The sequence below is a fragment of the Novosphingobium pokkalii genome, assembly GCF_014652855.1.
Lineage (GTDB): Bacteria > Pseudomonadota > Alphaproteobacteria > Sphingomonadales > Sphingomonadaceae > Novosphingobium > Novosphingobium pokkalii.
The window spans coordinates 296137-317366 of the sequence record NZ_BMZP01000004.1 but is presented as its reverse complement, the minus strand read 5'-3'; the positions used below and the strand labels follow the sequence as shown (position 1 = coordinate 317366).

At 67.7% G+C, this 21230-nt stretch carries 15 protein-coding genes; 6 read left to right on the top strand and 9 right to left on the bottom strand.

Annotated elements, in window-relative coordinates:
• Position 1: 1 nt before the first annotated feature.
• Complete coding sequence (metC, locus tag IE191_RS06645; RefSeq protein WP_191323554.1) at positions 2-1201, bottom strand: cystathionine beta-lyase; 1200 nt, start codon at positions 1199-1201, stop codon at positions 2-4.
• 16 nt (positions 1202-1217) lie between these two features.
• On the bottom strand, positions 1218-2021 hold the full coding sequence (locus IE191_RS06640; RefSeq protein ID WP_191323553.1) for an SDR family NAD(P)-dependent oxidoreductase: 804 nt from the start codon (positions 2019-2021) through the stop codon (positions 1218-1220).
• Positions 2022-2243: 222 nt separating this feature from the next.
• Between IE191_RS06640 and IE191_RS06635 the strand changes: the two genes are divergently transcribed.
• Genes IE191_RS06635 through IE191_RS06625 form a run of 3 tightly spaced genes read left to right on the top strand, consistent with a single transcriptional unit; the run spans position 2244 to position 6986 of the window.
• Positions 2244-3245 carry an isopenicillin N synthase family dioxygenase gene (locus IE191_RS06635; protein WP_191323552.1) on the top strand — a complete coding sequence of 334 codons (1002 nt, stop codon included), beginning with the start codon at positions 2244-2246 and terminating at the stop codon, positions 3243-3245.
• Positions 3238-5334, top strand: a complete 2097-nt coding sequence (locus tag IE191_RS06630) for a hydantoinase/oxoprolinase family protein (protein WP_191323551.1) — start codon at positions 3238-3240, stop codon at positions 5332-5334. Before IE191_RS06635 ends, IE191_RS06630 begins: the two co-directional genes overlap by 8 nt.
• Complete coding sequence (locus IE191_RS06625; RefSeq protein WP_191323550.1) at positions 5331-6986, top strand: hydantoinase B/oxoprolinase family protein; 1656 nt, start codon at positions 5331-5333, stop codon at positions 6984-6986. The genes IE191_RS06630 and IE191_RS06625 overlap by 4 nt, the downstream gene beginning before the upstream one ends.
• An 81-nt stretch (positions 6987-7067) precedes the next feature.
• Here the strand turns inward: IE191_RS06625 and IE191_RS06620 are convergent, their stop codons facing one another.
• Positions 7068-8069: a LysR family transcriptional regulator gene (locus tag IE191_RS06620; protein ID WP_191323549.1), complete on the bottom strand. Its 1002-nt coding sequence runs from the start codon at positions 8067-8069 to the stop codon at positions 7068-7070.
• Positions 8070-8220: 151 nt separating this feature from the next.
• Between IE191_RS06620 and IE191_RS06615 the strand changes: the two genes are divergently transcribed.
• The 3 genes from IE191_RS06615 to IE191_RS06605 are packed head-to-tail and all read left to right on the top strand — an operon-like array spanning position 8221 to position 12593.
• Positions 8221-9024: an SDR family NAD(P)-dependent oxidoreductase gene (locus IE191_RS06615; RefSeq protein ID WP_308432885.1), complete on the top strand. Its 804-nt coding sequence runs from the start codon at positions 8221-8223 to the stop codon at positions 9022-9024.
• 32 nt (positions 9025-9056) lie between these two features.
• The gene (gene allB, locus IE191_RS06610) at positions 9057-10478 is read left to right on the top strand and encodes an allantoinase AllB (RefSeq protein WP_191323547.1); all 1422 of its coding nucleotides are present in this window, start codon (positions 9057-9059) and stop codon (positions 10476-10478) included.
• Positions 10479-10502: 24 nt separating this feature from the next.
• Positions 10503-12593 (top strand): malate synthase G, encoded by a 2091-nt coding sequence (locus IE191_RS06605; protein WP_191323607.1) that lies wholly within the window; start codon positions 10503-10505, stop codon positions 12591-12593.
• A 20-nt stretch (positions 12594-12613) separates the two neighbouring features.
• On the opposite strand, the gene IE191_RS06600 is transcribed toward IE191_RS06605, so the two are convergent.
• The 6 genes from IE191_RS06600 to IE191_RS06575 are packed head-to-tail and all read right to left on the bottom strand — an operon-like array spanning position 12614 to position 21086.
• Positions 12614-14107, bottom strand: coding sequence for a gamma-glutamyltransferase (locus IE191_RS06600; protein WP_191323546.1), 1494 nt, complete (start codon positions 14105-14107; stop codon positions 12614-12616).
• A gap of 4 nt (positions 14108-14111) precedes the next feature.
• Positions 14112-14852 carry an SDR family NAD(P)-dependent oxidoreductase gene (locus IE191_RS06595; RefSeq protein ID WP_191323545.1) on the bottom strand — a complete coding sequence of 247 codons (741 nt, stop codon included), beginning with the start codon at positions 14850-14852 and terminating at the stop codon, positions 14112-14114.
• A gap of 16 nt (positions 14853-14868) precedes the next feature.
• The gene (locus tag IE191_RS06590; RefSeq protein WP_191323544.1) at positions 14869-16068 is read right to left on the bottom strand and encodes a cytochrome P450; all 1200 of its coding nucleotides are present in this window, start codon (positions 16066-16068) and stop codon (positions 14869-14871) included.
• Positions 16065-17834 (bottom strand): hydantoinase B/oxoprolinase family protein, encoded by a 1770-nt coding sequence (locus tag IE191_RS06585; RefSeq protein ID WP_191323543.1) that lies wholly within the window; start codon positions 17832-17834, stop codon positions 16065-16067. The genes IE191_RS06590 and IE191_RS06585 overlap by 4 nt, the downstream gene beginning before the upstream one ends.
• Positions 17824-19929, bottom strand: coding sequence for a hydantoinase/oxoprolinase family protein (locus IE191_RS06580; protein ID WP_191323542.1), 2106 nt, complete (start codon positions 19927-19929; stop codon positions 17824-17826). Before IE191_RS06580 ends, IE191_RS06585 begins: the two co-directional genes overlap by 11 nt.
• Positions 19930-19931: 2 nt before the next feature.
• Complete coding sequence (locus IE191_RS06575) at positions 19932-21086, bottom strand: mandelate racemase/muconate lactonizing enzyme family protein (protein ID WP_191323541.1); 1155 nt, start codon at positions 21084-21086, stop codon at positions 19932-19934.
• Positions 21087-21230: the final 144 nt, after the last annotated feature.

The following is a 21230-nucleotide window of genomic DNA, read 5'->3' as shown; positions in this document are numbered from 1 at the left end:
ATCAGGCAGCCGCGTGCAGGCGGGCAAAGCCGCGCTCAAGATCGGCGATCAGGTCGTCCACCTCTTCCAGCCCGACATGCAGGCGCAGGCTGGGGCCGGGCGCTTCCCACGTCACTTCCGAACGCAGGTCTGACGGATAAGTGGGCACGACCAGGCTTTCATAGCCGCCCCAACTGTAGCCCAGCTTGAACAAGTCCATGTGATCGAGCATCGCGGCAAACTGCCGATCGGTGCAGGCGTTCAGCACCACGCCGAACAGGCCCGAGGCGCCATCGTAATCGCGTTTCCAGATGGCGTGGCCGGGATCATCGGGCAGGGCGGGATACATCACTCGTGCCACTTCGGGCCGGGCTTGCAGCCACTGCGCCACGGCCAGCGCCGCAGCATGGTGCTGTTTCATCCGCAGCGGCAAGGTGCGCAGGCCGCGCAAGGCCATGTAGATGTCGTCCGGCCCGCCGCAGTAGCCACTGCCCGAGGCCGTCTTCTTGACCGGAATGAACGCTTCCTCGGTGCAGACCGCCACGCCCAGCATCAGATCGGAATGGCCCGAGATATATTTGGTGGCGGCGTTGATCGAGACGTCGACGCCGTGTTCGAGCGGGCGGAAATTGACCGGGCTGCTCCAGGTGTTGTCGAACACCGTCTTGATTCCGTGCGCGCGGGCCACGGCGGTGATGGCCGGAACGTCGGTCATCTCGAAGGTCAGCGAACCGGGGCTCTCCATGTAGATGACGCGGGTGTTGGGCTTGATAAGCGCCGCTATCCCCGCGCCGATCGAGGGGCGGTAATAAGTTACGTCCACGCCGAACTTCTTGAGGAATTCCTCGCAGAACGCGCGCGCCGGGCCATAGAGGCTGTCCACGATCAGCAGGTGATCGCCGGCCGAAAGAAACGCGGTGAGCGACGCGCAGATCGCACCGAGCCCGCAACTGGTGGTGACGGCGCGATAGCCGCCTTCGAGCAGGGTAATGGCATCCTCGAACGCGCGGGTCGTGGCAGTGCCTTCGCGGCCATAGGTAAAGCCGACATAGGCGCCCGAGGCGCGGTCGCGGCGGGTTTCCAGCAACTGTTCGACGCTGTCGAACAGCACGGTGGAGCAGTGATAGACCGGCGGATTGACCACGCCGAAGTTGGCCGCCGGATCGCGCCCGGCGTGCAGGGTCTGCGTGCCGCGGCCAAAGCGCGAAAGATCGATGGTCATCTTGGTTCAGGCTCCTTCAGAGTATCGTTCCGGCGTCGACGACGATGTCCTGCCCGGTCATCATGCGCCCGCCGGGGCCAAGCAGGTGCAGCACGGCGCGGGCAATGTCGTCCTCACCCACCAGGCGACCCAGCGCAGTGGACTGGACAAAGCGGTTGTATGGGGCGTCGGGCGCTTCGCCGTTGCGCTCCGCCGATTGGCGGAACAGGCGGCGCAGGCGTTCGCCGTCGATGCCGCCGGGCGAAACCATGTTGACGCGCACGCCGTGCGGCGCGCCATCGAGCGCGGCCGAGCGCACCAGCCCGCGCACGGCCCATTTCGAGGCGGCATAGATGCCCTGGCCGGCCACGCCCTTGTGCCCATAGGTGCCGCCGATCACCACGACCTGGCCGCTCCCGCGCGCCACCATGGCCGGCATGGCCGCGCCCAGCGCGTTGATCACGCCCAGCACGTTGATATCGAAGCAGTGGCGATAGGCCGCCTCGCCATTCTCCCAGATCGGCGCTTTGCCGCTGCTGACGCCGGCGGCGCAGACCAGCGCATCGACCGGCCCCAGGTCTTGCGCGATGGCGGCGAATACGTCGGCCAGCGCGGCGGCGTCGGTCACGTCTGCGGCATAGGCGCGGGCGGCGGTGCCCACGCTGGCCTGCGCGGCGGCACCGGTGGCGGCATCACGCCCGATCAGCGCCACGCGCGCCCCTTGGGCGACCAGGGCATGGGCGAGCGCCAGGCCAAGCCCGCGCGTGCCGCCGGTGAGGGCGATGATCTGCCCTGCCAGGGTTCCGGCCAAAGGCCCGGCTTGCCCGTTGTTGCCTGTCATGCTGCGCCCGTGCTTGTGGTGATCTGTGCAGTTTATGGACTAGCCGGTGGGGGGTGGTGCGCCAAGGTGATGTTTCGGCAGCGGGGGAGTACCAAAAAAACAACGCTCAGCGGCCAAGTGTTGCCTTAGTCATACCCTATGCCCGGCCGGCCCCCATGCCTGGCTGGCACTCTGGCGCCGCCTGCGCGCCTTGCCCTTGGCCTTCGCGATGGAGCCTGTTCGATGAGCCGTTCCGCCGATGACGTATCCGCCGCCCAAGCGATCACGCTGGACGAGGTGCCTCTCATTGATTTTGCGCCGTTCCTGAGCGGCGATGCCGCCGCGCGCCAGGAGGTGGCCGGGACCATCGCCCGCGCCTGCGAAGAGATCGGCTTCTTCTATCTGGCCGGGCACGGCGTACCCCAGGCGGTGCGTGAGGATGTCTTTGCCGCAGCCGCAGCGTTCTTTGCCCGGCCCCGCGCCGAGCGGGCGCAAAGCGCGGCAACGCCCGAATGGTATCGCGGCTGGATCGGCGCGCCCGAGGCCGATGGCTTTTCGCGCAACACCCGCCTGTTCGAGCAATATCGGTTGCAGCATGAATGGCCCGCCGATCCGGCCGACATGGACCATGCCGCGATCTTCGACCAGCCCAATCGCTTCCCGGCCGACATGCCCGCGTTCCGCGCGGCGAGCGAGGCTTACCTCGATGCGATGCTCACCCTGTCGCGCGAATTGCTGCGAGCCTTTGCGCTGGGCCTTGGCTTGCCCGAACACCGCTTTGACGGCTGGTTCCGCCATCCTGCCTCGCAACTGTCGATGAACTTCTATCCGCGCCTGCCCGCCATGGCCGATGACGAGGTCTCGAACATGGTGCCGCACACCGACGAGGGGCCGTTCACCATCCTGGCCCAAGGCGATGTGGGCGGGCTGGAAGTGAAGCGCCGCGACGGGGTGTGGATCAAGGCGCCGCCGATCGCCGGGGCCTTTACCATCAACGTGGGCGACATGATGATGTGGTGGTCCAACGGCCGCTTCCTGTCGAACTTCCACCGCGTGCGCAATCGCGCCGGGGAAGAGCGCTTCTCCGTGCCCTATTTCGCCAATCCCGATCGCGCCGTGGTCGTTGCGCCGCTGCCCGAACTGGTGGGGGCGGATACCCCGCGCTATCCGGCGGTGAAGGTGGCCGATCACCTTGCCCGCTTCTATGCCACTCTCGCGAAAAATCCCCAGGACATCTATGGCTGAACAACTCTCGCGGCCGCGCGCGCGCATCGGTGCCGATATCGGCGGCACGTTTACCGACGTGGTGCTGGAAACCGCCACCGCGCGCCATTCGACCAAGATTCTCACCACCTATGACGCGCCCGAGCGGGCCTTGCTCGAAGGGGTGGCGCTGCTGCTCGACGAAGTGGGATTGACGCCGGCGGACGTGGACCTGGTGGTTCATGGCACGACGCTGGCGACCAATGCCCTGATCGAGCGGCGCGGTGTGCCGACGGCGCTGTTGACCACTGAAGGCTTTCGCGATGTGCTCGCGCTGGGCAGCGAAAGCCGTTTTGACCAGTATGACATCGCCATGGAAAAGCCCGCGCCGCTGGTGCCGCGCAAGCTGCGCCTGGGCGTGGCCGAGCGCATGGCGGCGACCGGTGAAGTGCTCCTGCCGCTGGATGAAGCGGCCGTGCGCGAAGCGGCGGCCAGGTTCCGCGCAGAGGGCATTCGCGCGGTGGCGGTGGCATTCCTCCACGCCTATGCCAACCCTGCGCATGAACAGCAGGCCGCGCGCATCCTCGCCGAGGAGATGCCGGGGGTGAGCCTGTCGCTATCGAGCGAAGTCTCGCCCGAAATGCGCGAGTACGAGCGCTTTTCCACCACGGTGGCCAATGCCTATGTCCAGCCGATCGTCGATGCTTATCTGCGACGGCTGGAAACGCGGCTGGCGGAAATGGGCTTTGCCTGCCCGCTCTATCTGATGCTGTCTTCGGGCGGGCTCACCACCGTCGACATCGCCGCGCGGTTTCCGGTGCGGCTGGTGGAAAGCGGGCCGGCGGGCGGGGCGATCTTTGCCGCTTCGGTGGCCGCGGAATGCGGCGCCGGGGAAGTTCTGGCGCTCGACGTCGGTGGCACCACGGCCAAGATCTGCCTGATCAATCAATTCCGGCCGCAGACCAGCCAGGTGTTCGAGGTTGGCCGCGCGCATCGTTTCCGCAAGGGATCGGGCCTGCCCTTGCGCATTCCCGTGGTGGAAATGGTGGAAATCGGCGCGGGCGGCGGGTCGATCGCCTCGGTCGATCGCGCCGGACGCCTGGCCGTGGGGCCGCATTCGGCCGGATCGGAGCCAGGGCCGGCGGCCTATGGCCGGGGCGGCACGCGCCCGACCGTGACCGATGCCGATATCGTGCTCGGCCGGATCGATCCGGCGCGCTTTGCCGGCGGCAAGGTCTCGCTTGATCCCACGGCGTCGGCCACGGCGCTCGCGGGCCTGGGCATCTGGGACGGGGCTGCCACCACGCTCGCCGTTGGTGTCAGCGAGATCGTGGACGAAACCATGGCCAGCGCCGCGCGCGTCCACGCTGTGGAGCAGGGCATGACGCTGGAAGACCGCAGCCTGATCGCCTTTGGCGGTGCGGCGCCGCTCCATGCCGTGCGTTTTGCCGAAAAGCTGGGCATCGGCCGGGTGATCGTGCCCGCCGGCGCCGGCGTGGGATCGGCAGTGGGCTTTCTGCGCGCGCCGGTATCCTATGAAGTGGCGCGCAGCCATCACCTGCTGCTGTCGGACGGCGCCGATCTCGCCGCGCTCGATGCGCTGCTGGGCGCCATGGCCGCGCAGGCGCAAGACCTGGTGGCCAAAGGCGCGCCAGGCGCCGCGCAAAACGAGCGCCGCGTGGCGCTGGGCCGCTATGCCGGGCAGGGCTTTGAAATTCCGTTCGATCTGCCCGCAGGGCCGCTGCCCGGCGTGGCGGAACTGCGCGGTTTGTTCGAAGCGGCCTATCGCATGCAATACGGCAACCAGGCGCTCGACCTGCCGGTGGAACTCCTGACCTTCCGCGTCGCCGTGGCGGCGCAGGTGTGGCAGGGGCAGGGCGCCAGTGCGCCGCTGGCCGATCGCTGGATCATGCCCACCGCCTGGCGCGAGGTGATCGATCCGCAGGATGGCCTGGCGCTGCGCTTTGCCGTGGTCGCGCGCGAAGACATGGCGCCGGGGGATGCCGTGCGCGGCCCGGTGCTGGTGACCGAACGCGAAACCACCACGGTCGTCTCGCCGCGTTTCGATGCGCGCATGGATGCCAACCGCACGCTTGTCTGTACCCGCCGGCCCGAGGAGCCCCGCGCATGAGCAATGCCCTGTCGCAACTGCGCCACCAGGTGATCTGGACCCGCCTGATCGCCATTGTCGAAGAGCAGGCGCAGACCCTGATGCGCACGGCCTTTTCGACGACGGTGCGCGATGCGGGCGATCTGTCCGCCGCGCTGTTTGACCTGGAAGGCCGCCTGATTGCCGAGGCGGTGACCGGCACGCCCGGCCACGTCAATTCGATGGCGGCCGGCGTGCGCCACTTCATCGACCGCTTCCCGCTCGACACGATGGAGCCGGGCGACCATTTCATCACCAACGATCCCTGGCTGACCGCCGGGCACCTGCACGACGTGACCGTGGTTTCGCCCGCGTTCCACCAGGGGCGGATCGTCGGCCTGTTCGGGGTGTGCTGCCACCAGGTGGATATCGGCGGTCTGGGCCAGGGGCCCGATGGCCGCTCCATCTACGAAGAAGGCATCCAGATTCCGCTGATGAAGCTGGCCAGCCGGAGCGAATTGAACGAGCAACTGCTGGAAATCGTCTGCCAGAACGTGCGCACGCCCTTGCAGGTGCGCGGGGACATCCTGAGCTATGTGACCAGCAACAATGCCGCGATCCGGCGCCTGGCGGCGATGCTGGGCGAATTCGGCATGGATGACCTCCAGGACGTGGCCGACACGATCGTCACCCAGTCGCTTGAGGCCACGCGCGCGGAAATCGCGCGCCTGCCGCAAGGCTCGTGGAGCAGCAGCCTGACGATCGACGGCTATGACGCGCCCGTCACCCTGCGCGCCACGCTGACGATCGATGGGAAGCGCGTGAAGGTGGACTATGCGGGATCGGACGCCTGCCTGCCGCGCGGGATCAACGTGGTGCTCAACTATGCCCGCGCCTATACCGTCTTTGCGCTGCGCTGCGTGATCAGCCCGGAAGTGCCCAACAACCACGGCGCGCTGCTGCCCTATGAGGTGGACGCGCCCGAAGGCTCGATCCTCAATGTCCAGCGCCCCTGGCCGGTGGCGGCGCGGCACATCGTCGGGCAGATGCTGCCCGATCTGGTGTTTGGTTGCCTGTCGCAGGCGATCCCCGATCGCGTGCCGGTGGAAGGCTCTTCGTGCTTGTGGAGCGTGCAGTTGCGCGGGCGCCATCCGGAAAGTGAGCAGGGCACGCCGGGCGACCTGTTCGACACGATCTTCTTCAATTCGGGCGGATCGGGCGCGCGGCCGGGGCAGGACGGCCTGGATGGCACGGCCTTTCCCAGCGGTGTGCGCGCCATGCCGGTGGAAGTGACCGAGCATGGCGCGCCGATCGTGATCTGGCGCAAGGAATTGCTGACCGACAGCGGCGGCGCCGGGGCACTGCGCGGCGGGCTGGGGCAGCGCGTGGAAGTGGCCATGCGCGATGGCAGCGGCTTTGAAGTGCTCGCGATGTTCGAGCGTGTCGACCATGCCGCGCGCGGCCGCGACGGCGGGGCCGACGGCTCACTGGGCCAGGTGCGGCTGACGGACGGAACCGTGCTGCGTGGGAAGGGGCGCCAGGAAATTCCCGCCGGGCAGCGCCTGGTGCTCGACGTGCCGGGCGGAGCAGGCCTGGGCGATCCCCATGCGCGACGGCCCGAGGCGCTGGCGGCCGACCTGGCCGAAGGGTTCGTGTCGGAGCAGGCGGCACAGACGATTTACGCGCGGGGGTAATTCAACCGCGGCCTGGTTTCTTCACATCACCCTGGGCTAGGCCCGGGGTGATGACCATGTTGATGCGGCCAAACGCGGGTATCAGCCGTCCGTCCCTCTGGGACTGTCTTCTTCCATGTCGAACGCGAGGTGTTCATCCTCGTCGTCTTCGAACGCCGGGATTTCGGCCATGGGCAGGGTGCGGCAGGCATGCATGTCGCGGGCGAGTTGCTCGGCGAATTTGGCTGCGGCGAGCGGGAGGGGGCGCCCCTTCAACTGGCCGAGCACCAGCGGGCCATAGGTGCGGTCCACATCGTTGATGCGGCGCACGGCAAAGCGCGGATCGCGGCGCCACAGTTCGGCGCCGATATCGATCTGGAAGGTGATCAGATCGCTGGATGCGACGATTTCGCCGAGCATGTCGAAATTGTTGGATTCCACCACGATGCGCGGCTTGACCGAACTGTTGGCCAGGCGTGTCTCGATGATCTCGCGGCCGCCGAACGCGGTGTCGGGCATGGCGAGATCGTAATGCGCGCATTCGCGCAGGCGCAGCACGGCCTTGTCGGCCAAGGGATGGTCTGCCGCCATGATCGCGACCAGGCCCTGGCCGATCGACAGGATCGGGTGCAGTTCGGGATGGCGCAGCGGGCGGAAGATCAGCGCCAGGTCGATTTCGTATTCGGTCAACTGGCGCACCGCGCTGATATGGTCGGTCACCACGATGCGGAACTTCACGTTGGGATGGCGCGCGCGGAAATCCACCACTTGCTGCAACAGGAAACTGCGCGCCACCGCCTGGCTACAAGCGATGCGGATGTCGCCACGCTGTAACCCGCCCAGTTCCTCGATCTGCGAATAGACGCGCTGCAATTCCGCCGATTGCGTGCGGATCCAGCGGATGAACAGCTCACCCGCCGCAGTCAGCCGCACGCCCAGCGAATGGCGTTCGAACAGCGGGGCGCCCAGATCGTGTTCCACGTCCTGGATGCGTCGCAGCAGGGCGGACGGCGTCATGTTCAGGCGCTCTGCCGCCTGGCGTACCGAGCCGGCACGCGCGACTTCGTCGATGTAGGCCCAGATTCGTTGGTTACGCAGCGCCACGATGGTTCCGTTCGTATTTTTGCACCGGCATGCCATCCTTTTAGCACACCAAGGGCAACAGGGGATAGCCTATGCAGTAACAGGCACTTCACATGCTGTGGCAAAAATCAACAGGGATTTTTCAAATATGTGAAGAAGCCGTGAAAAATTCATGGGGTTACGTATGGAAATTGGCCTTGTAGATAAAGTTGTGATCATCACAGGTGCCGGAAAGGGCATGGGGCCTGCGATCACAAATGCATTTTGCAAGGAAGGTTCGTTCGTAGCTGTTCTTGGAAGAGACCTGTCAGCTCTTGAAAAGCTTCGCGAAGATAACCCCGAATACGCCGAAAGAATTTCAACCTTTTCCTGTGACGTTACCGATGCGGCGCAGTGTGATGCCGCCGTTGCCGCTGTGGTTGCCGCCCACGGTCAGGTCGATGTGCTGGTCAACGTGGCGGGCGGCACCGGCCCGGTTGGCCTGCCGGCATGGGAAACCACGCCCGAGGCGTTCGACGAGATCGTGCGGCTCAACATGGCGGGCTGCTTCCACATGATGCGCGCCGTGCTGCCGGCGATGATCGCGCGCCGCTATGGCAAGATCGTCAATGTCGGTGGCACGTTCGGCATGCATGGCCGCGCCGGACGCATGGCCTATTCGGCATCGAAGTGGGGCCTGCGCGGGATCACCAAGTCCACCGCGATCGAGGCCGGGCCGCACAATATCAACGTCAACATCGTGGCGCCCGGCATGGTCGATGGGCCGCGCTTCCGCACCAAGGTGATGCCTGGCATGGCGGCCGCGCGCGGCCTGAGCGAAGATGAAGTGATTGCCGAGCACGCCGCCGAATATGCCCTGCGCCGCATCAGCCAGGCCGAGGACGTGGCCAATGCCTGCCTGTTCCTGGCGTCCGACGCATCGCGCCAGATCACCGGTGTCGACCTGCCGGTCGATGGTGGCTGGGCCTCGCTCTGACCTCTCCCGTTTTTAGACAGAAAGATTTCCCGATGCTTGCCGATCTCGTCATCCACGGCGCCACGCTGGTAACCGACAGCACCACCTTTGCCGCATCGGTGGCCATCAAGGATGGTGCCATCCTCGCCATCGGCGCGGCCGATGCCATGCCCGAAGCGGCCGAGGTGCTCGACGCGACCGGCAAGTACCTGCTGCCCGGTGCGATCGACGCGCACGTGCACTTCCGCGATCCGGGGTATACCCACAAGGAAACCTGGGAAACCGGCACGGCCAGCGCGGCCATGGGCGGGGTGACCACGGTGTTCGAAATGCCCAACACCAATCCGCCGACCGGCACGGTGGAGGCGCTCAATCTCAAGCTCAAGCAGGCCGAAACCGCCTATGTCGATTTCGGCATCTATGGCCTGCTGGGCGAATCCAACATCGATGAACTCGAAGCCCTGATCGAAGGCGGCGTGGCCGCGTTCAAGTGCTTCATGGGCAATACCTTCGGCAATCTGCCCTCGCCGCCTTCGGGCGCGATCCTCGAAGGGTTCGAGATCGTCGCCAAGCATGGCTATCGCGTGGCACTGCACGCCGAAAACGCCTCGATCATGGCGCGCCGCCAGAAGAAGCTGATGGCCGCCGGGCGCTGCGACCCGCTGGCCCACCTCGATGCGCGGCCGCCGGTCGTGGCGGTGGAAGCGGTGGCCCGCGCCGCGATCCTGGCCGAATGGACCGGCGCGCGCATCCACATCCTGCATGTTTCCTCGGGCGACGAACTGCGCCCCTTGCGCGAAGCCAAGCTGCGCGGGGTGGATATCACCGCCGAAACCTGCCCGCATTACCTGCTGCTCGACGAGCACGCCTATACCGACAAGAAGTCGCTGATCCGCGTCAATCCGCCGGTGCGCGAGAAAGTTCACCAGGACCAGCTTTGGGCCGGCGTGGCCGATGGCACGATCGACATGATCGCCACCGACCATGCGCCGCACAGCCACGATGAAAAGCACCGTGACGATATCTGGACTGCCGACTGCGGGTTTACAGGGGTGCAGACCCAGATGCCGTTGATGCTGAGCCAGGTGGTTTCGGGCCGCATGACCATCACGCACTATGTGAAGATGACCTCGCTTGCCCCGGCCAAGGCCTTTGGCCTCTATCCGCGCAAGGGCGCACTGCTGCCCGGATCGGATGCGGATATCGTGATCGTGGATCTCGACCGCGAAACCGTGGTCGATTCTGCGGATTTGCAGTCCAAGGGCAATTCCACCCCATTCCAGGGCTGGGTGGCGCAGGGCGCGCCGATCCACACCCTGGTACGCGGCCGCTTCGTGATGCGCGACGGGCAGCTTTGCACTGATGCCAAGGGCCATGGTCGCAACATCCGCCGCGTGCAGCAGATGCCCGCGCCCACGCCGCAAAACACCCACACCACCACCGCCGCGATTCTGGCCAAGGCGCCGCAGCGCTAAGCCCCGCAGGATCGCTCGATGATCATGACAACCAGGGCCGGGCTGGCCGTGGCGGCGCCGCTGGCCGCCTTTGTCGAAGACCAGGCGTTGCCCGGCAGCGGGATCGCGCCCGAGGCGTTCTGGGCCGGCTTTGCCGCGCTGCTCGAACGCTTTGCGCCGCAAAACCGCGCCCTGCTGGCCGAGCGGGAGCGCTTGCAGCAGGCGCTCGACGCCTGGCACGAGGCACGGGTTGGCCAGGCGTTCGACGCCGCAGCGCATGAAGCCTTCCTGCGCGAGATCGGCTATCTCGTGCCCGAGGTGCTGCCGTTCCAGGTGGACCCATGGGGCGTGGATGCGGAGCTGGCGGAACTGGCCGGGCCGCAGCTTGTGGTGCCGGTCCTCAACGCGCGCTTCCTGCTCAATGCCGCCAACGCGCGCTGGGGCAGCCTTTACGATGCCCTCTATGGCACCGATGCCATTCCGGGCACGGCGGCAGGCACCGGCTATGACCCGGCGCGCGGTGCTCAGGTGATCGCCTGGGGCCGGGCGTTCCTGGACCAGGCCGTGCCCCTGGCGCAGGGTTCGTGGGCCGATTGGACGGGCGGCGATCCGGTGCTGGCCGACCCGGCGCAATGGGCCGGCCGCGCGGGCGCCAACATCCTGCTGCGCCATAATGGCCTGCATATCGAGTTGGTGATCGATCCGGCCCACCCCATCGGCGCGACCGACCGTGCGCACCTTGCCGATATCGTGGTGGAAGCGGCACTGACCACGATCTGCGACCTGGAAGATTCGATCGCCGCCGTCGATGCGGAAGACAAAGTGGCCGCCTATGCCAACTGGCTGGGTCTGCTGCGCGGCGATCTTGAGGCCAGCTTTGCCAAGGGCGACGCCACGCAGACACGGCGGCTGGCGCACGATCGCAGCTATGTTGCCCCTGATGGCCGGCCGTTCACCCTGCCTGGGCGTTCGGTGCTGCTGGTGCGCAATGTCGGCCACCTCATGACCACGCCCGCCGTGCGCCTGGCCGATGGGCAGGATGCGCCCGAGGGGTTGGTCGATGCGGTGGTCACCAGCCTGATCGGCCTGGTCGACGTGCAGGGGCGCGGGCGCCATCGCAACAGCCGCAGCGGCTCGATCTACATCGTCAAGCCAAAGATGCACGGGCCGGCCGAATGCGCGTTCGCCAACGACGTGCTCGATGCGGTGGAAGACCTGCTGGGCCTGGCCCGGCACACCATCAAGATCGGCGTGATGGACGAAGAGCGCCGCACCAGCGTGAACCTGGCCGCCTGCATCCACGCGGTGCGCCACCGGGTGATGTTCATCAACACCGGCTTTCTCGACCGTACGGGTGACGAAATCCATACCGCTATGCGTGCCGGGCCGATGCTGCGCAAGGCGCAGATGAAAGCCACGCCGTGGATCGCCGCCTATGAAGACCGCAACGTGCAGATCGGGCTGGCCTGTGGCCTGGCCGGCAAGGCCCAGATCGGCAAGGGCATGTGGGCCATGCCCGATCGCATGGCCGACATGCTGGCGCAAAAGACCGTGCACCCGCAGGCTGGCGCCAACACTGCCTGGGTGCCTTCGCCCACCGCCGCCGTGCTGCACGCCACTCATTATCACCGCATCAATGTGGCCGCCCGCCAGGCAGCGCGCCTGGCCGAGCCACTGGCCCCGCTGGCCGATCTGCTGACCGTGCCGATCGCACCCGATCGGCCATGGAGCGCGGCAGAGATCCAGGCCGAAGTGGACAACAACGCGCAAGGCCTGCTCGGCTATGTCGTGCGCTGGATCGACCAGGGTGTGGGCTGTTCCAAGGTGCCCGATCTTTATGACGTGGGGTTGATGGAAGACCGCGCCACCTTGCGCATTTCCAGCCAGCACCTGGCCAACTGGTTGCGCCATGGCGTGATCACCGCTGAACAGGTGGATGCGGCGCTGCTGGCCATGGCCGCGCGCGTGGATGCCCAGAACGCGGGCGATCCGGCCTACCGCCCGATGGCCACCGATCCACAGGGCAGCCTGGCCTTCCAGGCGGCGCGTGCGCTGGTCTTTGCCGGGGAAGCGCAACCCAGCGGCTATACCGAGCCGCTGCTCCACGCCTTTCGCGCGCGGGCCAAGGCGAGGTAATGGTGCGGCGTGGGCTGGTGTCAGGCGACACCGGCCCAGCTATCGCGCCGCCAATCGGCCACGGCCAGGGGCGTGCCATCGCTCAGGCCTGCACAGGCGACCGCGCCAAAGCGCATCTGGCCCGGTGGCAGCGGGGCCAGGGCATGGCCCCGGCGGGCCAGGGCAGCGGCCTGGGGATGGCCTTCCTCGATCAGCAGATGCGCCCCTTCGCTGCGCCAGCGCGGCGCGGCGATGGCACTGGCCAGGTCGTGCCCCCGGCGCAAGGTGCGGTCAATCACTTGCAACAGGGTCTGCACCTGGCCATCGGCGCCTGGTGTGGCCAAGGCCAGGCAGCCTTGCGGGCCGCGCACCAGCGCCGGGGCCAGGGTGTGCACCGGGCGCTTGCCGGCAGCCGGGGCATTGGCGCCACGGGTGAAGCCGCCGGCGCGGTTGTTGAGCGTGATGCCCAGTTCGGGCACGAAGACGCAACTGCCGAAATCGTCGAACACCGAAACCAGCGATGAGACCACCAGTCCATCGGCATCGGCCGTCGCCACCCCGGCGGTGTGGAGATAGGCGCGCGGACCGCCACGCCGCGCGGCGCGTTGCGGGTCGATCGGCAGCGGCTGGTCGAGCAGCGCGGCGCCCAGTTGCGCGGCATCATCGCGCCACGCAAAGGCGGCCTCGGTCAATTCCACGGCGGTGTGATCGGACCCGGCATCATCGGCCGGGGCCTGCGCGGTCATGCCCTTGAGCACCATGCCCAGAAGCACGCCCTGCGTGGGCGGGGGCTGCACCGCCACGGCGCACCCGGCATAGGGCACGGTGAGCGCCGGGCCGATATGAGTAACATGGCGGGCCAGGTCGCGCCGGTCCATCGCGCCACCCTGGCGTGCCAGAGCGTTGGCAATGGCGGCCGCAGGCGCGCCGGTGTAGAACGCATCGAAGCCATCGTGGGCAAGGCTGCGCAGCAAGGCGGCGAGTTCGGGCTGCACCAGGCGATCGCCTGCGGCAAGGCCCAGCAATGACCACGCCGCCGCGCCATGGGCGAGCAGCCGCGCGCGCTGCGCCGTCACCGCCGCGGCCAGCGTGGGCGAAACGCGATGGCCATCCTGCGCCAGGCGAATGGCCGGGGCGAGCACGGTGGCGGCGGGCAGGCGCCCCCAGCGGCGATGCAGCTTGGCCCAGCCGCCGGCCAGGCCCGGCACAGTCACACTGTGCGGCCCATCGTCGGCAAAGGTGGTGGCGTCCTGGGGCGTCGTGCCGGCACCGTTGATCGCCACAGTCTGCGCCCGATCGGCGACCAGGGCAAACATGTCGCCGCCCAGTCCGCAGGCATCGGGGCACAGCACGCAGAGCACGGCCTGTGCCGCAATGGCCGCATCGGCCGCCGAACCTCCGGCGAACAGCGCGGCTTGCCCGGCGGCGACGGCCAGGGGGTGCGCGGCCGAAACCGCGCCCAGGCTGCCGAGCAGCGCCGGGCGCACGGCGGAGGAAAAGCTGTCTGCCAGGCGCCAGCCGTGGGTGTGGGCCATGGCCTCAGACCGCCGTATAGCCGCCGTCGATCACGATCGACGTGCCGGCGATATAGCGCCCTTGCGGGGAACACAGGAACAGCACCATGCTGGCCACGTCCATGGGCTCTCCCTGGCGGCGCAGGGGGATCTGCGCCTCGATGGCGCGGCGCTTTTCGGCCGGATCGGGCTGGTACTGCCAGAACGGATCGTTGAATGGTGTTTCGATCCAGCCGGGCATGATGCAATTGACGCGGATGCCATCGGGGCCGAGTTCGGCAGTCAGGCTGCGGGTGAGGCCAGGCAGGGCGGCTTTGGTGGCCTGGTAGGCCGACATGCCGGCGTGGCCGCGCAGCGCGCCGGTGGAGGATATCAGCACGATCGACGGATTTTCCGAACGCCGCAGGTGTGGCGCGGCGGCCTGGGCCAGGAAGAACGGCATGGCCAGGTTGAGGTTGACCGATTGCGCCCACATCTGCGGCGTCCATTCCGCCAGTGCCGCCGATTGCATGAGGGCCGCCGTCACCAGCACGCTGTCGAGCCCGCCGAAGGTTTCCACCGCCAGTGCCACGGCGCGGGCCGGCACTGCGGGATCGGCCAGATCTGCGGCCATGAACAGGCAGCGGCCGGGAAGATCCTCGGCCGCGACTTGCGCCGCTTCCTCGCGATGGTCGATCAGCACGACATCATCGCCCCGCGCGCGAAAGCCCAGGGCGCTGGCGCGGCCGATTCCGGTGGCGCCGCCAGCAACGATCACGGTGGCCATGGTGTTGTCTTCTCCGTCAGGCAGCAAGGGCCAGGGGCAGGCTGGACAGCCCGCGTAGCCCCGGCACCAGCCGCAATTGCGATGGGCCGGTGCAGGTGAGAGTGCCGACCCTTTCGGCCAGCGCGCGAAAGAACACTTCGCCTTCCAGGCGGGCCATCATCTGGGCCACGCAGCCGTGGATGCCGGTGCCATAGCCGACCTGGTGGGTCAGGCGGCGGCGGATGTCGAAGCGATCGGGTTCGTCCCACACCGCCGGATCGCGCCCGGCCGAGCCGATCAGCACCAGCACCTTTTCGTGGCGTGCCAATGTTTGCCCGGCAAATTCGAACGATTCCGTGGTGGTGCGAAACAGGCTTTGCGACGAGCTGTCATAGCGCGTCGCCTCTTCGAAGGCGTTGCGCGCGAGCGTGGGATCGGCGCGCAGCAGCGCCCATTGCTCGGGATGCTGCGCCAGCGCGCGCAAAGCCAGGCCGATGGAATCGATCGTGGTATCGACCCCGGCCGACAGGAACGAGCGCACCAGCAGGCGCGCTTCGTCGTGGGTGATTTCGCCCGCGTCGGCCGCGGCATAGATCCCGGCGCCCAGGCCATCATCGGTCAGCGCGGCGCGGGCGCAGTGCGCGTCGATCCAGGCCGAGACTTCCTCGGCGCGTTCCATCAACTGGTCGTACCACGCCGTGCGTGGGCCGAACGCGCCGAACACCATGCCGCCATAGACCAGCATGATTTCGCGATCGAGCGGGGGCATGCCCACCGCATCGGGAAAGACCGTGAGGGGGAAGGGCTGGACGAGTTGGGAAACCGCCTCGATCTCGCCCTGGGCCAGGGCGGCATCGACCAGGCGACGCGCCACGGTTTCGAACCCACCGCGCAGGGACTTGATGGCATTGGCATTGATCACCCGCATCATGACCTTGCGGGTGCGCTCGTGTTCGGGCGGGTCCACTTCCAGGATGATGCTGGGCTGGCGCCAGTTGGGTTCCTTGAAATAGTTGGTCAACCCGCCGCCACCGGCATTGCTGAAACGGCGCCAGTCGGTCAGCACGTCCTTCACCTGGGCATGGTGCTGCACCACCCAGATACCGTATTGTTCCAGCCACACGATCGGGCCGGTGGCGCGAAGCTCGGCATAGGCGGCAAAAGGATCGGCGCGGAATTCGGCCGAGAATGGATCGAGCGCGGAGACCGGGCGGGGGTTGGTGTGGATCGCGCTCATGCCCGTGTCTCCCGGCCGGCGGGACGCGGGGTGGCGGCAAGGGGCGCCATGCGGCTGCGCAGCGCGATGGTGGCTTCTTCATCCAGCGTGCCATCGGCGGTGATCACCACGCCATAGGCATCGCGGGCGTGGCTGCGGCTGACACGGCCATCGAGCACGTCCTCGCGCACGCGGTCGGGCGCGCGCTCCAGCGCAGAGCCGAAGCCGCCACCGCCGGCCATGACGTGGCGATAGACTTCGCCGGTCTGGAGCAGGAACGGCGTGGTCGGCATCGCCGGCAGGATGCGCAAGCCCCCGCTGCGTTCCAGCAGGTTGCTGGCCGGTGTGCCGGCGCGGCCGCCCTGGAGGCCATGGGGCGGGTGGATCACCTTGTCCGAGCGCACGCCGAAGAAGATATCGTCGGCCAGCATGCGATATTCGCGCAGCACGGCCAGACCACCCCGGTTGCGACCCGGCCCGCCACTGTCCGCCACCAGGCCATAGCGTTCGATGCGGATGGGGTAATCGGCCTCGATCGTCTCGATCGGCACGTTGGCCTGGTTCGATGCCATGTGCGGCACGCCTTCCTGGCCGTCGTGTTCGCTGGTCGCGCCCCACACCCCCATCACGCATTCCGAGAACACGAACGTGCGCCCGTCGATACGGCCGCTGAAGCTGGGCAGGGTGGAGCCGCCCGCGCCATCGGCGGCGACTTTGTCGGGCACGGCCTGGGCAAGCGCGCCGAACACGCAATCGACGATGCGATACCCGGTGATGCCGCGCGCGCCGCAGGGGGCGGGATAGGTGCAGTTGAGCACGCTGGCTTCGGGCGCGACCACGTGGATCGGCCGGGTATAACCATGGCAGTTGGGCACGTCGGCACCCATGACCGAGCGCAGCGCGGCATAGACGTTGGACTTGCAGAACGAGATCGGCGCGTTGATGCCGCCGCGTACTTGCGGCGCCGTGCCGGTCCAGTCGGCGGTGACTTCCTCGCCGGCCACGGTCAGCGCCAGGCGAAACAGCACGGGCTGCGGGTTGTCGCCCAGCCCGTCGATATGGTCTTCGAAGCGATAGGTGCCATCGGGAATGGCGCGGATGGCGGCGCGCGCCAGGCGTTCGGCGTAATCGTGCAGCGCGGCGCCATACGCGGCGATGGTCTGCGCGCCATGGCGATCGATCATTGCGACAAGGCCGCGTGCGCCGGCATGGGCAGCGGCCACTTGCGCCTCGATATCGCCGAGTACCTGATCGGGCGTGCGCACGTTGGCGGCGATCAGGCGGGTGACGACCGGATCGGGCCGGCCGGCGCGGTAGAGCTTGACGAACGGCAGGCGCAGTCCTTCCTGGTGGATTTCCACCGCGCTCAACGAATTGCTGCCGGGCACGAGGCCGCCCACGTCGACATGGTGGGCAATCGTGGCCGCCCAACCGTGGATCGTGCCGGCGTGGAAGATCGGCCGGATCACATAGATATCGGGCAGGTGCTGGCCCGAGGCGAGATAGGGGTCATTGCCGATGAACACGTCGCCGTCGGCGATATCGGCGCCATATTCGCCGATCAGGTGGCGCATGGCATCGTGGAAACTGCCCAGATGCATCGGCGTGGTCAGTCCCTGGGCCAGGTTCTGCCCGGCCGCGTCGCACAAGGCAGTGGAGAAATCCATCGCATCGCGCACGATCGGGGAGTGCGCCGTCCGCATGAGGATCAGGGCCATCTCGTCGGCCACGGCCTCGAACCCGTTCTTGAACACTTCGAGCAGGATGGGATCGACATCACGCGACATGGGTGGCTCCTGCGCCAAGGGTGATCACGATATTGCCCGCCGTGTCGCGTTGCGCCGTGGCATCGGGCGGCACCACGGTCGTGCCCTCGTATTCCTCCACGATCAACGGCCCGGCGCGCGGCTCAAGGCGCAGCGCGGTGCGATCGATCACCGGGGTTGCGATGCGCCCGTGCTCTGGCCCGAACCAGCAGGCGCGGGTGGTTTCCGGGGCCGGGGCAGGCGTTTGGGCAACAGCCGGGGCGATAGCCGCAGGGCCTTGCGGCGGGATCGTGCCGATCGCGCGCAGGGTGACCAGGTCGATGCGATGCGGCCCCAGGTCGTGGCCATAGGAGCGGCGATGCTCAGCCTCGAACGCGGTGCGCAGCGCCTCGATCCAGGCGGGGGTGATCGCACCGGGCGGCAGGTCCACACCCAGTTCGAAGCCTTGCCCGTGATAGCGCAAGTCTGCCCGCCCGCGCAGCGTCAGTGCCGGATGCGCGCCGAGTTCGGTCCGCACATCGGCATCCAGCCGGGCCAGCGCCCGCGTGATCGCGGCGAGGGTTTCGGCATCGTCGGCCAGGGGGCGGCCCAGCGCGGCCGAGCGGCTCACTTCGTGATCGGTGAACAACAGGCCTACCGCGCTAAACACCCCGGCGCCGGGCGGCACGATCACTTGGGCCATGCCCAGTTCGCGGGCCAGCGCGGCGGCGTGGATGCCGCCATTGCCGCCGAACGCAAACAGCGCGAAATCGCGCGGATCGCGGCCGCGATAGGTGGAAACCGCCTTGACCGCGCGCATCATCGCGGCGTTGGCCAGGCGGTGGATGCCCCATGCGGCCTCTTCCAGCGTGCAGTCCAGGTGCTGGCACACGGCAGCATCGATCGCCGCGCGCGATAGGCTGGCGTCGATCGGCACGGTGCCGCCGGCCAGCGCCACGGGGTTGAGATAGCCCAGCACGACGTTGGCATCGGTGACGGTGGCCTGGGTGCCGCCGGCGGCATAGCAGGCCGGGCCGGGTACGGCGCCCGCGCTTTCCGGCCCCACTTTCAATGCGCCGCCAGCATCCACCCGCACCACGCTGCCCCCGCCCGCGCCCACTTCGGACACGTCGATCACCGGCAGTTTCAGGGCATAGCCGCCGCCCTTGGCCAGCGCGCTCGACATCGAAATGCCGCCGCCCACTTCGTATTCGTCGGTCGTGGCAAGGCGCCCATGCTCGATCAGCGAGGCCTTGGCCGTGGTGCCACCCATGTCGAAGGTGATGACATGACCGTGCCCGGCGCCGCCGCCCAGGCGCGCGGCGCCGACCACGCCCGCAGCCGGACCGCTTTCCACGACCGTGGCAGGCCGTGCGATGACTTGGGCGACATCAAGCAGCCCGCCGCTCGACTGCATCATCAACAGCCGTCCATCGAGCCCGGCGGCTATCAGCCGTTCCTGCAAGGCGCCGAGATAGGCGCTGACCACGGGGCCGATATAGGCGTTGACCACGGTGGTGCTGGTCCGCTCGTATTCGCGAATTTCGGGCAACACTTCGTGGCTGGCGCACAGGAAGGTTTCGGGCGGAAGCACTTCCTTGAGGATTTGCAGAGCCTTGGCCTCGTGCGCCGGATTGGCGTAGCTGTGCAGGAAGCACACCGCCACTGCGTCCACCCCGGCCTGGCCGAGGGCTTGCGCCACCTGGACCAGCGCGCCGGTGTCGAGCGGCCGGATCACTTCGCCGCGTGGCCCCATGCGCTCGGGCACTTCCAGCCGCAGGCGGCGCGGGCTGAGCGGGGCGGGCTTTTGATAGAGGGGGTCATAGAGACGCGGCACGCGGATACGCCGCATTTCCAGCACGTCGCGAAATCCTTCGGTCGTCACCAGCGCGGTGCGCGCGCCCTTGCCTTCGAGGATCGCGTTGGTGGCGATGGTGGAGGCGTGGAGGATCTCGGCAAAATCGGCCGGTTGCAGGCCGAGCCGCGCGGCCACGTCGGCAATGCCGGCCAGGATGGCGCGGGCGTAGTCGCCCGGCGTGGTCGGCACTTTGGCGGTGGTCAGCGTGCCATCGGGCGAAAGGCAGGCGATGTCGGTAAACGTGCCGCCGATGTCGGCCGCGATGCGATAGCCGGCCATGGTCAGTGGCACCGGTAGTGGGCGAGCTTGTCCTCGTCCACGGTGATGCCGAGGCCCGGCGCATCAAGCGGCAGGATCGCGCCATCGGCCACGGCCATGGGCGCAGCCAGCACGTCGTCTTCGTAATAGCGGCCGGCGATGCGGCAGGGATGGGTGCCCGCCGGCGCGCTGATTGCGATCACCGCGCCCAGCGTGACCGCGCCATGGGCGAGGGCGAAATGGACGTTGGCGGCCGTGCCGATGGCGGATTCGATCGATCCGTTGACATCGCAGGCCATCTTGCGGGCGGCGGCCACCCGCGCCACTCCGCCCGCACCGACGAAGCCACCGGCCTTGGCCAGGTAGATCGACAGGCAATCGGCTGCTCCGCGTTCGGCCACATCGAGTGCGTCGTGAATGTCCCAGCAGCTTTCATCGGCAATGATCGGCAGCGGCGCCACCGCCGTGACAGCCGCCATGAACGGCAGGCCAGTGGTGGGTTGTTCCACCAGGCTGGCGCCCGCCTCGGCCAGGCGCAGCACGGCTTGCGTGGCGGCCTTGCCATGGCCGTAACCCTGGTTGGCATCGAGCCGCAGCGTGATGTCGGGGCCCAATTCGCGGCGCAGCGCCGCCACCAGCCGCACGTCGCGCGCCAGATCGACCCCGCCCTTGATCTGCAACGCGTGCACGCCATCGGCCACCGCGCCCAGCCCTTCGTCGAGCGCTTCGGCTTCGTGCATCAGGCCGATCATGTGCGCCACGGGCACGCTGGGGCGTACGGCGCCGCCCAGCAGCTTGTAGACCGGCTGGCCCACGATCTTGCCCCAGGCATCGTGCAGGGCAATGTCGATCGCGCACTTGGCATAGCTGTTGCCGATGAGCACGCGGTCCATCGCGGCGCGGGCGGCGGTGACCGCCGTGGCATCCAGGCCGACCAGCGCGGGGGCCAGCACCTGCTCGATCATCTGCACCACACTGGCCTGCGTCTCGCCACAGCGGCGCCCCCAGTCTCCACCCCAATCGGGCAGCGGGGTTGCCTCGCCAAAGCCCGTCACGCCGCCTTCGGTCTCCACCCGCACCGCCACGAAACCACCGAGATCGGCGATAAGGCCTGCCCACTTGAAATCGCGCCGCACCGGCAGGCGAAAGGGGAACGCGGTGATGGCAGTGATCTTCAAGGCATGGCCTCCCAAGGCGGATGCGGATGCAGATGTGCTAACAGAAATTTTCCTACAGGAAAAATAATTTTCCAACTTTTGAAAATCAGGAAAAAATGCAACCCTTGCTCCCATGTGCTCTCTTGTCGTCTCTTCCGCTGTAGC

What these genes read in the sequence shown, in the direction of transcription:
- IE191_RS06605 (WP_191323607.1), top strand. Translation starts at nt 10,503, where the DNA reads ATGACAACCAGGGCCGGGCTGGCCGTGGCGGCGCCGCTGGCCGCCTTT.
- IE191_RS06600 (WP_191323546.1), bottom strand. Translation starts at nt 14,107, where the DNA reads ATGGCCCACACCCACGGCTGGCGCCTGGCAGACAGCTTTTCCTCCGCC.
- IE191_RS06630 (WP_191323551.1), top strand. Translation starts at nt 3,238, where the DNA reads ATGGCTGAACAACTCTCGCGGCCGCGCGCGCGCATCGGTGCCGATATC.
- metC (WP_191323554.1), bottom strand. Translation starts at nt 1,201, where the DNA reads ATGACCATCGATCTTTCGCGCTTTGGCCGCGGCACGCAGACCCTGCAC.
- IE191_RS06615 (WP_308432885.1), top strand. Translation starts at nt 8,221, where the DNA reads ATGGGGTTACGTATGGAAATTGGCCTTGTAGATAAAGTTGTGATCATC.
- IE191_RS06595 (WP_191323545.1), bottom strand. Translation starts at nt 14,852, where the DNA reads ATGGCCACCGTGATCGTTGCTGGCGGCGCCACCGGAATCGGCCGCGCC.
- IE191_RS06635 (WP_191323552.1), top strand. Translation starts at nt 2,244, where the DNA reads ATGAGCCGTTCCGCCGATGACGTATCCGCCGCCCAAGCGATCACGCTG.
- IE191_RS06640 (WP_191323553.1), bottom strand. Translation starts at nt 2,021, where the DNA reads ATGACAGGCAACAACGGGCAAGCCGGGCCTTTGGCCGGAACCCTGGCA.
- allB (WP_191323547.1), top strand. Translation starts at nt 9,057, where the DNA reads ATGCTTGCCGATCTCGTCATCCACGGCGCCACGCTGGTAACCGACAGC.
- IE191_RS06590 (WP_191323544.1), bottom strand. Translation starts at nt 16,068, where the DNA reads ATGAGCGCGATCCACACCAACCCCCGCCCGGTCTCCGCGCTCGATCCA.
- IE191_RS06625 (WP_191323550.1), top strand. Translation starts at nt 5,331, where the DNA reads ATGAGCAATGCCCTGTCGCAACTGCGCCACCAGGTGATCTGGACCCGC.
- IE191_RS06580 (WP_191323542.1), bottom strand. Translation starts at nt 19,929, where the DNA reads ATGGCCGGCTATCGCATCGCGGCCGACATCGGCGGCACGTTTACCGAC.
- IE191_RS06585 (WP_191323543.1), bottom strand. Translation starts at nt 17,834, where the DNA reads ATGTCGCGTGATGTCGATCCCATCCTGCTCGAAGTGTTCAAGAACGGG.